Origin of the sequence: Paraburkholderia sp. (genome assembly GCF_035948235.1) — a bacterium.
GTDB lineage: Bacteria > Pseudomonadota > Gammaproteobacteria > Burkholderiales > Burkholderiaceae > Paraburkholderia.
Map to the genome: position 1 here is coordinate 1 of NZ_DASZJJ010000155.1, position 14,538 is coordinate 14,538.

At 66.3% G+C, this 14,538-nt stretch carries 12 protein-coding genes; 4 read left to right on the plus strand and 8 right to left on the minus strand.

The genetic code is table 11. From position 1 onward, the window contains the following. The coding region (locus VG320_RS13845; RefSeq protein WP_327200675.1) for a carbon starvation CstA family protein at window positions 1-1,076 on the minus strand (1,076 nt) is incomplete at its 3' end. Between the two features lie 249 nt (window positions 1,077-1,325). Continuing rightward, window positions 1,326-2,282 carry a glycerophosphodiester phosphodiesterase family protein gene (locus tag VG320_RS13850; protein WP_327200676.1) on the minus strand — a complete coding sequence of 319 codons (957 nt, stop codon included), beginning with the start codon at window positions 2,280-2,282 and terminating at the stop codon, window positions 1,326-1,328. A gap of 153 nt (window positions 2,283-2,435) precedes the next feature. Here VG320_RS13850 and VG320_RS13855 point away from each other — a divergent pair, with 153 nt between their 5' ends. Continuing rightward, window positions 2,436-3,923 (plus strand): cache domain-containing protein, encoded by a 1,488-nt coding sequence (locus tag VG320_RS13855; protein ID WP_327200677.1) that lies wholly within the window; start codon window positions 2,436-2,438, stop codon window positions 3,921-3,923. A 33-nt stretch (window positions 3,924-3,956) separates the two neighbouring features. Next, entirely contained in the window at window positions 3,957-4,607 is a 651-nt protein-coding gene (locus tag VG320_RS13860) for a response regulator transcription factor (protein ID WP_327200678.1), read from the plus strand. A 100-nt stretch (window positions 4,608-4,707) separates the two neighbouring features. Here VG320_RS13860 and VG320_RS13865 read toward each other — a convergent pair whose 3' ends face one another. Continuing rightward, window positions 4,708-5,316 (minus strand): MlaC/ttg2D family ABC transporter substrate-binding protein, encoded by a 609-nt coding sequence (locus tag VG320_RS13865; protein ID WP_103707661.1) that lies wholly within the window; start codon window positions 5,314-5,316, stop codon window positions 4,708-4,710. 206 nt (window positions 5,317-5,522) lie between these two features. Between VG320_RS13865 and VG320_RS13870 the strand changes: the two genes are divergently transcribed. Together VG320_RS13870 and VG320_RS13875 are read left to right on the plus strand one after the other, a co-directional pair. After that, window positions 5,523-8,153, plus strand: coding sequence for an MMPL family transporter (locus VG320_RS13870; protein WP_327200679.1), 2,631 nt, complete (start codon window positions 5,523-5,525; stop codon window positions 8,151-8,153). Then, a complete protein-coding gene (locus VG320_RS13875; protein ID WP_327200680.1) occupies window positions 8,150-9,229 on the plus strand; it encodes a VacJ family lipoprotein in 1,080 nt (359 codons plus the stop codon). Before VG320_RS13870 ends, VG320_RS13875 begins: the two co-directional genes overlap by 4 nt. A 118-nt stretch (window positions 9,230-9,347) precedes the next feature. Here VG320_RS13875 and VG320_RS13880 read toward each other — a convergent pair whose 3' ends face one another. From VG320_RS13880 to VG320_RS13900, 5 genes are all read right to left on the minus strand, one after another. Continuing rightward, window positions 9,348-9,833, minus strand: coding sequence for an acyl-CoA thioesterase (locus VG320_RS13880; protein ID WP_327200681.1), 486 nt, complete (start codon window positions 9,831-9,833; stop codon window positions 9,348-9,350). Between the two features lie 133 nt (window positions 9,834-9,966). Next, a complete protein-coding gene (locus tag VG320_RS13885) occupies window positions 9,967-10,695 on the minus strand; it encodes a phosphorylase (protein ID WP_327200682.1) in 729 nt (242 codons plus the stop codon). Then, window positions 10,695-12,761 (minus strand): squalene--hopene cyclase, encoded by a 2,067-nt coding sequence (shc, locus tag VG320_RS13890; RefSeq protein WP_327200683.1) that lies wholly within the window; start codon window positions 12,759-12,761, stop codon window positions 10,695-10,697. The genes VG320_RS13885 and shc overlap by 1 nt, the downstream gene beginning before the upstream one ends. Window positions 12,762-12,776: 15 nt before the next feature. Then, window positions 12,777-14,000 carry a hydroxysqualene dehydroxylase HpnE gene (gene hpnE / locus VG320_RS13895; RefSeq protein WP_327200684.1) on the minus strand — a complete coding sequence of 408 codons (1,224 nt, stop codon included), beginning with the start codon at window positions 13,998-14,000 and terminating at the stop codon, window positions 12,777-12,779. Further along, window positions 14,000-14,538 (minus strand): squalene/phytoene synthase family protein (locus tag VG320_RS13900; RefSeq protein ID WP_327200685.1); only part of this gene is annotated, 539 nt, incomplete at its 5' end. The genes hpnE and VG320_RS13900, both read right to left, overlap by 1 nt.

The following is a 14,538-nucleotide window of genomic DNA, read 5'->3' on the forward strand; positions in this document are numbered from 1 at the left end:
TTGGTTTCGTTATCGAGCAGCTTGGGCGTGGTGCCCGACGAGATCAGCGCATGGAAGCCGGAGACCGAACCGCACGCGATCGTGATGAAGAGGAACGGGAACAGGTTACCAGACCACACCGGACCGCTGCCGTCGATGAACTTCGTGAAGGCCGGCATCTTGAGTTCCGGCGCAACGATCAGAATGCCGATCGCGAGCGCCAGGATCGTGCCGATCTTCAGGAACGTCGAGAGGTAATCGCGCGGCGCAAGCAGCAGCCACACCGGCAGCACCGACGCCACAAAGCCGTAGCCGATCAGAATCCATGTCAGTTGCGTGCCCGTGAAGGTGAACATCGCGGCGAGCGTGGGCGAATCGTGTACGTGCTGGCCAAAGGCGATCGACGCCATCAGCAGGACAAAGCCGATGATCGAAATCTCGCCGATCTTGCCCGGGCGGATATAGCGCACGTAAAGGCCCATGAAGATCGCGATGGGAATCGTCGCGGCCACGGTAAACGTGCCCCACGGCGAGTTCGTCAGCGCCTTCACCACGATCAGCGCGAGCACCGCGAGAATGATGATCATGATGAGGAAGGTGCCGAACAGGGCGATCACGCCCGGAATCGGCCCGAGTTCCATCTTCACGAGATCGCCCAGCGAGCGGCCGTCGCGGCGCGTGGACAGGAACAGCACCACGAAGTCCTGCACCGCGCCCGCGAACACCACGCCCGCGAGAATCCACAGCATGCCAGGCATATAGCCCATCTGCGCGGCCAGCACCGGCCCGACCAGCGGGCCTGCGCCCGCAATCGCCGCAAAGTGGTGGCCGAACAGCACGTACTTGTTGGTGGGCACGTAGTCCAGGCCGTCGTTGTGACGCACGGCCGGCGTCATGCGCAGACCGTCGAGCTGCAGCACCGTCGACGCAATGAAGCGCGAGTAGAAGCGGTAAGCGATGAGATAAACGCAGACCGCGCAAATCACGATCCACAGTGCGGAAATGCGCTCGCCGTGCGCGAGCGCGATGGTGCCGAACGCGAACGCGCCAAGCAGCGCGACTAGCGTCCAGACGACAAAACTGGATGTACGACTCATGGCGTCTCCTGTGTCGACCGCACTTGGCGCTTGAGCGCTTAGTGCGGTCCCATGCATAGCATTATGTTTTTGGTCTATTGGGTGGTCTTGTGCCCGCGTTCTTCATACTAGACAAAGACGGGGCGAAGCGTGGCGCACAATGGCGCACGCTATGGGCGCCTAGTATTCGCTTTCACCGCGCAAGCCACAACCGGACAACTACGTAAGGCGACTACGTAGTACTACGTAGCCAACACTGTCACGACGCATTCACGGACAGCGATAACCCTTCCGCATCGCGTCGCGCACCGGCGCCATGCGGCTGGGCGAGTCGGCCAGTACCGCATCCACGCCTGCGCAAGCCGCCGCCTTGTAGTCCGCCGCGCTATTCACGGCAATCGCGACGATATGCACGCCCGGATTCGTGCGAAAACACTGCACCGCTTGCGGCGACCACAAGCGCGCATCGGCGACGCTTGAATGCGCTTCGCCCAGCGTGAAGCGCTCTGTCAGATCGAGCGATCGACGCCATTCGAAGGCGGTCCATGCGCCCGCTGGCGGCGGCGCGTCGCACGTATGCGCCAGCGCCATGTTCGCCAGACGCGCGCGCGTCGCATCGCGCGACTCGAACACGCGAGCGCGCGGCCATGCAGCAAACGCCTGCTGATACGCCGCTTCGGTCGAATAGAGCAGCACGCGGTCCCACGCAGCGGTTTCGTCGAGCACATGCGCGACGGCGGATGCCTGTGGCGCGGCGGGCAGCGCTTTCATGTCGAGGATCACGGGGATGTCAGCGGGAATCGCGGCCAGCGCTTCCGCGAGCGTGGGAATGCCAACAAACTTCTGCCGAAAAGGCCACGCGCCTTGCGAGTCGAACTGCCAGCCCGCGTTGACGTGCGCGAGTTCGGCTGCGGTCTTTGCCGCGACCGGGCCATGCGCGTCGGTGAGCGCGGCAAGATCGGCCGGGCGATACAGCACCGGCACGCCATCGCGGCTCAATTGCACGGTGAGCCAGATGGCGTCGGCGTGATTCGCGAGCGCCGAACGGCTCGCAACCAGCGTGTTCTCGGGCGCATCGCCCGTGCCGCCCCGATGCGCGATCACGAGCGGCGGCGTGTGCATCGCCTGCGGTTCAGAAGCGCCGGGCGATACTGTGCCGCCCGCGCATGCCGCCAGCCCTGACACCGCCAGGACAGCAAAGGCACGCAAAGTCATCATTCGCATCATGTGATCGGCTCAGGAAAGAGGGCGCTTCAATGGCATACGTGAGAAATCGTTGCGCACGCACCCAATTCGCGCGAAATCCGCAGCAACAGGGGAATTAGCCATCCCCGTGCACGCGCCCGGTTATGCTTGCACACTCTGCTCACGAACGTCGCCATGCCCGCCCCATTTTTCTTCAACGACCGGCTGAAGACAAAAATCTTCCTGCTCGCGGTCGTGCCGTTTCTTGCCGCAATCGCCAGCATCGGCATCGGCGTGCGGCAGCAGGCGACCGCGCTTGCGCGCACGCAGCACGCGACCATGCAGGCCGCGTATCTGTCGAGCAAGGAGATCGAGCTGCGCCATTACGTCGAGCTCGCCACCAGCGCCATCGAGCCGCTCTACGCGCCCGACGCCAGCACAACGGGCACGGCAAGCACCGCCCCAACACTGCCCGACGATGCCGCCCGCCAGCGCGCCGCGCTCGCCGTGCTGCAGAAGATGGACTTCGGTCCCGACGGCTATTTCTTCGTCTACGACATGCACGGCCGCTCGCTGATGCATCCGCGCGAGCCTGGCCTTGTCGGCCAGGATCTGTGGAACCTGCGCGATCCGCAGGGCGCGCTCACCATCCAGCAGCTCGTGGCTGCGGCGCAGCGCGGCGGCGGCTACGTGCGCTACATGTGGCATCGGCCCTCGACAGGCAAGCTCGCGCCCAAGCTCGGTTACGTGGTTGCGCTGCCGCGCTGGGGCTGGATGGTCGGCACCGGCATTTATCTCGACGATGTCGATTCCACACTTGCCCATATCGACGAACGCGCCTCGGCCAATATCGAGCGTACGTTGCAATGGCTCGGCGTAATCGCGCTGGCGGGCGTGGGCGTGTTCGCACTCGGCGCGCTGGTGCTCAACGTGAGCGAGTACCGCAGCACCGACGCCAAGCTCAAGCGTCTCGCCCAGCAGGTTGTGGAATCGCAGGAGCAGGAGCGCGCGCGCCTGTCGCGCGAGCTGCACGACGGCATCAGCCAGATGCTGGTGTCGGCCAAGCTGCTGCTCGAATCGGCGCTTGCGCGCTTCGAGCGCGGCGAGTCGCGCGTCACCGCCGCAGAGGCCTCGCTGTCCACCGGACTCACGCGCCTGTCCGACACGCTGCGCGAAGTGCGCCGCATTTCGCACGCTCTGCGCCCGGCCATGCTCGACGACCTGGGTCTGGCCGCCGCGCTCGAGCAGCTCACGCGCGAACTCGCCGATGAATCGTCGGTGGAAATCGGCTTTACGCAGGCGGGCGAGGGCGGCCAGGCCATGAGCGTGCTGGCCGCGCCCTTGCCCGATGCCGTCAACACCGCCCTGTTTCGCATCGCGCAGGAAGCGCTTACCAACATCGTGAAGCACGCCCATGCGCGCCGCGCTGCACTCACGCTCGATATCGCGCAGGATGGCGTGACGCTGTCCATCGCCGACAATGGGCGCGGCTTCGACGTCGCGCTCGCGCAAGCCGATCCGCGCGCGGGCATGGGGCTGCGCAACATGCGCGAGCGCCTGGAGCCGCTAGGCGGCCAGCTTTCGATCAGCTCGAAGCCGGGCCATACGGTGCTGACCGCGTGGGTGCCGATCCGCGCGAACAGCGCCCGCAACGATGACGCCGCACCGAAGCACCATCCGTAGAAGTAGAAACATACGAAGAAGCACAGAGACACCATGAACGAACCAGCCAAAGCCGCGCGCCTCGTACTTGTCGACGATCACCCGCTCGTGCGCGACGGTCTGCGCGCGCGGCTGGAAGCCGTGCCAGGCCTCGAAGTCGCGGGAGAAGCGGGCAATGCCGACGAAGCCATTGCGCTGGCCGCCGCGCTCGAACCCGATCTCGCGTTAATGGATGTGGGCATGGCCGGCATCAACGGCATCGCGCTGGCGGGGATTTTTCACGAACGCTTTCCGGCGATCCGCGTGCTGATGCTGTCGATGCACGATAACGTCGAGTATGTGACGCAGGCGCTGCGCGCGGGGGCAAGCGGCTATGTGCTCAAGGATTCGCCGGGCGCGGAGATCGTGCGCGCGATCGAGGCGGTGCTGGCCGGGCAGACGTTCTTCAGCGCGGGACTGGGCGCGCGCATGATCCAGGCGTCGCTCAAGGACACGCCCATCGAGCGGCTCACGCCGCGCGAGCGCGACATCCTGGACGCCCTCGCCGAAGGGCTGTCGAGCAAGCAGATCGCGCAGCGTGCGGGGCTGTCGGTGCGCACGGTCGAGACGCACCGGCTCAACCTCAAGCGCAAGCTCGATATCGACGGTCAGGCTGAGTTGATCAAGTTCGCGGTGGAGAACCGCAGGAATCAGGCGCAAAGATAGTCGCGAAGACAGCCGCCACAAAACACACACGGCGCGTCTCTTGCGAGCACGCGCCGTGCGATTTTCTTGCGAACGCCTAAGCTAGCTTAAAGTTGCCGAATCAGCTGCGTGCGTTGTGATCGACGAGGAACTTGATGAGGCCGTCGATGCCGCCCTTGGCGATCTGGTCGGCGAACTGGGTCTGATAGACCTGGATCAGCCACGCGCCCATCATGTTGATGTCATAGATCTTCCAGCCGTTGCCGGAACGCTCGAGGCGATAGTCGATGGCGTCGTCGCCGCCGTTGCTCAGCACATGCGACTGCACGACAGTGTCTTTCGCGGCCGCGCCGGTGTTCGACGGCGCGAACTTGAAGTTGACCTGGGTATCACGAAGTTGCGCGAGCGACGATGCATAGGTCTTCACGAGCAGGAGTTGGAATTGCTCGTACAACTTTTGCTGCTGCTCGGGCGTGGCCGTGGTCCAGGCCTTGCCGATAGCGATGCGCGTGGTGCGCTGGAAATCGGTGGCCGGCACGAAATGGGTCTCGACCACTTTCGTGATCTGGGCCATGTCGCCGCCGCGGGCTTGCGGATCGGCCTGCATCGCCTTCACGGTGCCTTCAACGGCGGCCTTGACGACGGCATCCGGCGACGACTGGGCGAAAGCGGCGCCCGACACGCCCGACAGGAAGGCGGCGGCGAGAAATGCGGTCAGATAACGTTTCATACGCGTTTTTTGGAACAGTGAATATCAGATGCCGACGGATGAGGCAGGTTCAGGCGCAAGCCACGCTGCGATCCCGCCCCGGCTGACCCAGTATAACGGCTTTGCCGCCTGCGCTCGTGTGCGCGAGGCACGCCTGACTGGGCGAGGCCGGTATACTTGAGCGCTTCACGTCAAGAATAGTCAAACGACAAGGCCCCCTCGCCTTTATGCTGAAGCCATTCATCATCCACCTCGTCGCCTGGTCTGTGCGCCGCGCGGCGTGGGTCATCGCAATCGCGCTCGCGCTCGCCGTCCTTGGCGGCGTGTACGTCGCGAAGCATTTCAAGATCAACACCGACATCAGCGGCCTCGTCGAGAACAACGCCGAATGGGCCGCGCTGGGCGACGCCAAGGACAAAGCGTTCCCGCAACGCAGCAGCTCGCTGCTCGTGGTGGTCGAAGCGCAGGCGCCCGAACTCGCGGACGCCGCCGCCGACAAGCTCGCCGACGCCCTCAAACAGGACAAGACCGAATTCAGCGCCGTCTCGCAGCCCGCGGGTGGCCCGTTCTTCGAGCACAACGGCCTGCTGTTCCCCTCCACGCCCACGGTGCTGTCCACCACTGGCCAGCTCGTGCAGGCTCGCCCGCTGATCAACCAGCTCGCGAAAGATCCGAGCCTTGCGGGCCTGGCGGGCACGCTCACGACCACGCTGCAACTGCCGCTCACGATCGGTCAGGTCAAGCTGCCGCAGATGGCCAACCTGCTCGGCAGCGCCGCCGATACCGTCGATCAGGTGCTCGCGGGCAAGCCGGCCGCGTTCTCGTGGCGCGCGCTGGTGGACAAGGACGCCGCAACGAAACCCGCGTTCTCCTTCGTGACCGTGCAGCCGGTGCTGAACTTCGCGGCGCTCAAGGCCAGCGCGAGCGCTTCGCAGGCGATCCGCGACACCGCTGGCAAGCTGCACCTCGACACCGAATACGGCGCGCGCGTGCGTCTGACCGGCGAACAGCCGCTCGCCGACGACGAATTCGCCTCGGTGCAGGACGGCGCCGCGCTCAATGGCGCGATCACGGCCATCGTCGTGCTGCTGATCCTCTGGCTCGCGCTGCGCTCGGGCCGCCTGATCGGCGCCGTGCTCATCACGCTGTTGGTCGGCCTGATCGCCACGGCGGCGCTGGGTCTGGCGATGATCGGCTCGCTCAATATGCTGTCGGTGGCCTTCATGGTGCTGTTCGTCGGGCTGGGCGTGGACTTCGGCGTGCAGTTCGGCGTGAAGTATCGCGAGGAGCGCTTCCAGGACAACCGGCTCGACGTCGCGTTGCTCAAAACCGCGCGGCTGATCGGCGTGCCGCTGACGCTAGCGGCCATCGCCGTGGCGGAAAGTTTCTTTTCGTTCCTGCCGACCGCCTACAAGGGACTGTCGGAACTCGGGCAGATCGCGGGCGTGGGCATGTTCGTCGCGTACATCTTGAACATGACGCTGCTGCCCGCGCTTATCAGCGTGTTCAAGCCGAAGGGCGAGCGCGCCTCGCCGGGCTTCGCGTTTCTCGCGCCGGTCGACAAGTGGCTCGCGGAGCATCGCAAGCCGGTGCTGATCGGCACGCTGATCGTGGTGGTCGGCGCGTCGCCGCTGCTGTACTTCCTGCGCTTCGACTTCAATCCGCTGCATCTGAAAGACCCGCATACGGAGTCGATGGCGACGCTGATCGCGCTGAAGAATTCGCCCGTCATTTCGATCAACGATGTGAGCGTGCTCGCGCCCACGCTGGCCGACGCGGACAAAATCGCCGCGAAGCTGGAAAAGCTGCCCGAAGTGGGCCGCGCGACCACGCTGAGTTCGCTGATCCCGGCAGACCAGCAGCAAAAGCTGATGCTGATCGCGAGCGCCTCGCAGCAGTTGATGCCTGCGCTCACGCAGCAGCCTTCGTCGCCCGTCACCGACGCCGTGCGCGTGGACACGCTCAAGCGCGCGGCCAACCAGCTTGCGCTGGCGGCCGGCGACCATCCGGGTCCGGGCGCCGCCGAAGCGAAGCATCTGTCGGACGGCCTCATGAAGCTCGCGGCCGCCAGCCCCGCCTTGCGCGACAAGGCCGAGACCGCCTTCAGCCTGCCGCTCAAGCTCGCTTTCGCGCAGCTCGAACGCCTGTTGCAGCCGTCCGAAATCACGCGTGAGAATCTGCCGCCCGCGATGGTGGGCGACTGGGTCTCGTCGGTCACGGGTCAGGCGATTGTCGATATCGCGCCGCGCGTGGCCGCAGGCGTCGATCCAAACGACGACGTCATGCTCGCGCGCTTCTCGCACGCCGTGAAGAAAGCGGAGCCGAACGCTATCGGCGGCCCGATCTCGATCCTGCATTCGGCCAACGTCATCATCCTGGCGTTCCTGCAGGCGGCGGCCTGGTCGGTGCTGCTAATCACGGCGCTGCTGTGGATCACGCTGCGCCACTTCGGCGACGTGCTGCGCACGCTGATTCCTCTGCTGGTATCGGCGCTCGTGACGCTTGAGTTGTGTGTTGTGTTCGGTATCCAACTCAATTTCGCCAACATCATCGCGCTTCCCCTGATGCTGGGCGTGGGCGTCGCGTTCAAAATCTATTTCGTGATGGCATGGCGGGCAGGACAAACCGGCCTGCTGCATTCGAGCCTCACACACGCGGTGCTGTTCTCGGCCGCAACCACCGCCACGGCGTTCGGCAGCCTGTGGCTTTCGCACCATCCGGGCACGTCGAGCATGGGCAAACTGCTCGCACTGTCCTTGTTATGTACGCTGATCGGCGCCGTGGTGTTCCAGCCGGTGCTGATGGGCAAGCCGCGCGCAAAGCGCGCACGATCGCAAATGCAGGGGATCGATCAATGAAGAAAAAACAAGCCGCGCTCACCATGGCGGCGGCGAGCCTGACGCTCCTCGTGACGTCAGGTTGCGCAACCGGTCCTGACCGCAAGCCGGGCGACCCGTTCGAACCGGCCAACCGGGCGATCTTCAAGTTCAACGATGAACTCGACACTCATGTCGCGCAGCCGATCGCGAAGGGTTACCAGAAAGTTACGCCGCAGCCGCTGCGCCAGGCGATCTCCAACTTCTTCTCGAATCTCGGCGATGTCAGCAACTTCGCCAACGATCTGCTGCAGCTGAAGATCACCGACGCGACCGAAGACCTCATGCGTCTGGCCATGAACTCGACCTTCGGTCTGGGCGGCCTGCTCGACTTCGCGACCGCTGCGGGACTGCCCAAACACCATCAGGACTTCGGTTTGACGATGGGCCATTACGGCGTGCCGGCCGGCCCGTACCTCGTGCTGCCGCTGTTCGGGCCGAGTTCGGTGCGCGACGGCATCGGCATGGGTGTGGACGTGAAGTTCAACATCCTCAACTACATCGAGCCTGCCGTGCGCAACCCGATGTATATCGCGCAGTTCATCAGCACGCGCTCCGACCTGCTGGGCGCGACCGACCTGCTGCAACAGGCGGCGCTCGACAAGTATTCGTTCGTGCGCGACGCGTACAGCCAGCAGCGCCAGTCGATGATCCGCGGCTCGCAGAACAACAATGCGCCGCTGCCCGATTACGGCGATCCGGGCGCCACCGACGACAACGGCGGCGCGGGTAAGTCGAACAACGGGTTGCCCAATTATGAGGATCCGGGCGAGTCGAAGGGTGGTTCGGGCGGTTCGGGCGCGTCGAATAACAACGGCCTGCCGAACTACGAAGATCCGGGTGAGGGAAGTGCGGCTGCTCCGGCTGCTGGCGCGGCGGGTGCGGGTGCTGGAGCCGGTGCTGCCGCTGCGGCGGGGACGGCTGGCATCGCGGCGGGTATGGCGGCGTCTGCACCGGTTACGGCTTCGGCGCCCAAGGCGGCTTCCGGGGCGGTGCCGGCTACGTCGGCTTCGGCACCCACCACCGCTGCGCCCGCGCAGCCAGCATCGGCACCCTGAACGTGATGTGATTGCTTCGCCTGCCTCGGTGGGCGGCCCAGATGCGAAAAACCCGGCAAAGGTCGTGAGACCTTGCCGGGTTTTTCTATCCAGCGCCTTAAGCGGAGAAAACCGCCGATCAGTGCACCGCTTCGTCTTCCTGTTGCTCCACGCGTGCAGCTTCGTTCGACGCTGCCACTGCGGTCGCGTCCGCCGCCGTCTGCACGGTCTGGCGATAGCGCTCGTACGCTTCCTCGGCGTAGCGGATGCGCTCGCGGCCATGCGGCGCGGGCTTGCCGTCGACGCCCATGTTCACGAACACCATCTTTTCGATCGTCAGGATGCTCTTGCGCGTGACCTTGTTGCGCACTTCGCAGCGCAGCGTGATCGAGGTGCGGCCAAAATCGGTCGCGATGATCCCCAGTTCGATGATGTCGCCCTGACGCGCCGAACTCACGAAGTTCACTTCCGAGATGAGCTTGGTCACGACGCGCTGGTTGTCCAGTTGGCAAATCGCGTAGATGGCCGCTTCTTCGTCGATCCAGCGCAGCAGGCTGCCGCCGAACAAGGTGCCGTTGGGGTTCAGGTCTTCAGGCTTGACCCATTTGCGGGTATGAAAATTCATGTCAGGTACTCCCATGCTTGATCCGTCCCCAGACCTTTTGGAAGCAGACCTAGGGTTAACACTGAGATAGTACCAGAGATAAGGGTTTTCCCTAGGATTTCAATATTACCCGCAAGACGTTGGCACAAAAAAATCAACGCGGCAAAAACGCGCCCGCTTCGATCAACACCCGGCGTGCGCCACTCAGCGCCTTGCGCGCCGCGCCGGCGTCCGCTGCCACGCGCAGCAGGCCGCCCAGTTGCAGCGGGTCGCGCGCCAATTCGCGCAGGATCGGCAGTACAGCCGTCGAACCGTCGTCGCGCAAGCCCGCCATCGCGGCCTTGGGCAAACTGCGCCATGCCGGATCGACCACCGCGCGGCACACCGCGAACGGCAGGCCGCGTGCGGCCGCCGCTGCGGCGGCCAGATGCGATTCCATGTCGACGGCCAGCGCGCCGCCGCTCGACTGATGCAGCGCCGCCTTGTCCGCCGCGCCCGTGAGCGGCGCGGCCACCGCCGCCTCCACGCCACGGCGCGTCTGCGCGGCCAATGGCGAGGCCAGCAGCGCCGCCGCCATGCGCTCGCTCCACGCGCGGTCGCACTCCACGCGGCCAAACGGACCGTCGACGGCCTCGGCGATCACGAGCGTGCCCGGCTCCAGATCCGGCCCCAGACCGCCCGCCGTGCCGAAGCTGATGACGCCCGCCGCGCCGCGGTCCAGCGCCGCCGTCAGCGCGCGCTCCAGCAGGTCGGCACGCGCGGCGTAGACGGCTTCGATGCCGTCTCGCCCTTTGCCCGCCGCAATGCTGGCTTCGAAAGCCATGCCGGTCACGGCGATCACGGGCAAGCCGCCGCGCGTCTGCATCGTTGCCACCGTCGCCATCACAGACCGACCTTCACGAGCGTCGCGCCTTCGCGCTTGAGGTTGCGGTAACGCGCCAGCGCCCACAGCGGGAAGAATTTGCGATAGCCGTGGTAGCGCAGATAGAACACACGCGGAAAGCCCGTCGCCGTGAAGCGCGTTTCGTCCCACAGGCCATGCTCGCACTGCGTTTGCTGCAGCCACGCGATACCGCGCGCCACCGCCGGGTGGTTCACTTCGCCCACGGCCATCAGGCCGAGCAGCGCCCACGCCGTCTGCGAGGCCGTGCTGGCCGCGCGCTCGTAGCCGCGGTAGTCGAGCTTGTAGCTGGTGCCGTCTTCGCCCCAGCCGCCGTCGTCGTTCTGGATCGCGATGAGCCACTGCGCCGCGCGCTTCATCCGCGCGTCGTGGTGTTCGAGGCCCGCCGCGTTGAGCGCGCACAGCGCCGTCCAGGTGCCGTAGATGTAGTTCATGCCCCAACGGCCGTACCAGCTCCCGTCGGCTTCCTGTTCGGCGAGGATGTAGTTGTAGGCGCGTCGCGCCGGCTCGCTCGCGGCCGGCGACTCGCCCAGTTGCGCGAGCATCGAAAGGCAGCGGCCCGAGACATCGGCGGTCGGCGGGTCGAGCAGGGCGCCGTGATCCGAGAACGGGATGTTGTTCAGATACTCGTGGGTGTTTTCCGGCTCGAACGCGCCCCAGCCGCCGTTGCTGCTCTGCATGCCGACGACCCATTCGCGCGCCCGCGCGATCGGCTCGTCGAAGTCGCTGGTTTTGTCGAGTTTGTCCACGCGCTCCATCGCGGCCACGACCACGGCCGTGTCGTCGACGTCGGGGTAGTGCGGGTTCGCATACTGGAAGGCCCAGCCACCCGGGCGCACGTCGGGGCGGCGTGAAATCCAGTCGCCGCGCACGTCGAGAATCTGCAGCGGCAGCAGCCATTCGAGTCCGCGCCGCGCCGCCTGGTGTGCGCGCGCGTCGCCGGTTTCGATCAGCGCATGGGCCGCCAGCGACGTATCCCAGATGGGCGACAGACAGGGCTGCACGTAGGCTTCGTCGGCGTGGATCGTGACCAGCTTTTCAACCGACTGGCGCGCAATCGCGCGATGCGGGTGATCGGCCGGATAGCCGAGCACGTCGTACATCATCACGGCGTTGGCCATGGCCGGGAAAATCGCGCCCAGACCGTCTTCGCCGTTCAGGCGTTCATCGACGAAGGCCACGGCCGCGTCGATGGCGCGCTGGCGCAGGTAGGACGGGAACAGCGGATCGGTCACGCGCAGCACGCCGTCCACGGCGCGGAAAAAGCCAAACCAGCCGGGGCTTTGGTGCGGCGCGCGCTCATTCAGACCGGTGCTGACGGGCGCGCTGCGGAACAGTTCGTCGATGCGCACGCCGCGCGGATTCTTCGCGACCGGGCGCTTCGCGTTCAGCACGAGCAGCGGCACGATCACGGTGCGCGCCCAGTACGACACCTTCGAAAGATGGAACGGGAACCACTTGGGCAGCAGCATGATCTCGACGGGCATCATCGGCACGGCGTACCAGGTGACCACGCCGAACAGCGCCAGCAGGATACGCGTGAAGACGTTGGCCTTTTCTGCGCCGCCCGCCGCCAGGATCGCTTCGCGCGCGCGCACCATGTGCTCGGCGTCTTCGGCGTCGCCGATCATCTTCAGCGCGAAGTACGCCTTGATGCTCGCGCTCACGTCCATCTCGCCGTCCGTGAAGAGCGGCCAGCCGCCGCCGGGCAGCTGGATGCGGCGCAGGTAGCGCGCGATCTTGCCTTCGAGTTCGAGGTTCGCTTCTTCGCCCAGGTAGTGGACGAGCAGCACGTATTCAGCGGGAATCGTCGCGTCGGCTTCGAGTTCGTAGACCCAGTGGCCGTCGGCGCGCTGGTCGGCGAGGATCGCGTCGGTCGCCCGGGCGACGGCGTCGTCGAGCCCCGCGGCGAGTCCGGCGTCGTGCGCCAGCACGGCGGCGTGTACGCCGGTGGAGACATCGGCGGCCAATGCATCGCCTTCAGGCGTGAGCGCACCGTGCGCGTGTGCGAGGTCGTCGGCCGGCATGGCCTGGGAAAGATCGTTCATCGGTACATCCTGGTGTCAAGACAGGAGCAGATCCGCGGCCTTGCGGCCCGAGCGGATTGCGCCTTCGATCGACGCGGGCAGACCGGTAGCCGTCCAGTCGCCCGCGAGCGTCAAATTGTTCCAGCGGGTGCGCGCCGACGGGCGGCGCAGTTCCTCTTGCGGTGTGGCGGCGAACACCGCCTGGGCGTCGCTTGCAATCTGCCACGCGGGCAGCGGCTCCACCGGCAGCGACGCGGCGGCCGCCACATCGGCCCAGACGCGCCGCGCCAGTTCGTCGGGCGCAAGACGCAGCAGGGTGCCCGCATCGTGAATCGTCGCGCTCAGGCGACCCGCGCCGGCGTTGAGCCAGCCGGCCGTGCCGTTGACCAGCACCATCGGTGCGGCCAGGCCCGGCGGCGGCTCGACGGCGAAATGCAGCGTGATGATGGCCGTGTGCGCCTGCGGCGTCTGCAGTCCCGGCACCAGCGTGGCCGCGGCCACGGAAGGCACCGCCAGCACCACGGCATCGTCGGCGCCCAGCAGCACGCGGCCACTGTCGAAATCGAGTGCGACGGCGCGGCGCGCCACGTCGTCGTACGCGATCTCCTGGAGCGGCGAATCGAGGCGGATGGCCGCGCCGCCGTGTTGCAGCATGCGCAGCGCCGGATCGATGAAGGCGCTCGACAGGCCGTTGCGCGCCGTCAGCGGCCGGAATGCCTCGCCGCCGATGGACAACGCCTCGCGCAGCATCGCGCCCGCCAGCTCCGCGCTGGCGTCACGCGGCTCGACATTGAGCGCGCAGAGGTAGAGCGGATTCAGCAGCCGCTCCCAGAGCGGTCCCGCGCACGGCATGGTCTGCGCGACGGTGCGGCCGGGTTTCGCGAACAGCAGCGGCAGTACCGTCAGGTAGTCGGGCAGGCGCGTATCGGGCACACGCGCGTTGGCGTCGGCGATCCACAACGGCAGGCGCGAGCGCGCCGCCAGATCCATGAACGCGAAGCCGGGCTCGTCGGGGCCGGTGAAGGCATCGGCGGCGCCGATCGCGCGGGCATATTCGAGCGTTTCGCCGTGGCCCGCCAGCACGACGTGGTTGCCGGTGTCGAGGGTGGCCGCCAGCGTGCGGTCATAGTACGAACGGCATCGTCCACCTGCCTGTCCGGCTGCTTCGTGTAGCGCAATCTGCACTCCACGCCGCTGCAACCGGACGGCCGCCGCGAGGCCCGCGAGCCCCGCGCCGATCACGTGGACGAGCCGGGGCATCAGAACAGCGCGTAGCGCGCCACGATCCACATCAGCCGCGCGCGCGGTTTGGCGACCTTCGGGCGCGGCAGGTCGAAGCCGCGATCCACGGTGCGCTCGAGCAGCACGCGGTAGACGCCCGACATGATACGCGGCGCCTTGACCTGCACGCGCGGCGTGCGGTCCATGATCGCGTCGGCTTCGGCGAAATGCTTGAGCGCACGCTCCACCAGCGTCGCGCACACGCGCGGCAGCGACGGGTCGGCGGCGATCTGATGCGGCGTTGTCGCGGCGATGCCTTCGCGTGCGAGCAGCTCGCGCGGCAGGTAGCAGCGGCGGATATCGGCGTCTTCGTCGATGTCGCGCAGGATGTTGGTGAGCTGCAGCGCGCGCCCGAGATGATGCGAGAGCAGGCGGCCGGGCTCGGCTTCCATCCCGAAAATTCTCACCGACAGGCGGCCCGCCGCACTCGCGACGCGATCGCAGTACAGGTCGAGCGTGTCTTCGTCGGGCGCGCAGATGTCTTCGGCGGCGTCCATGGCCATGCCGTCGATCATCG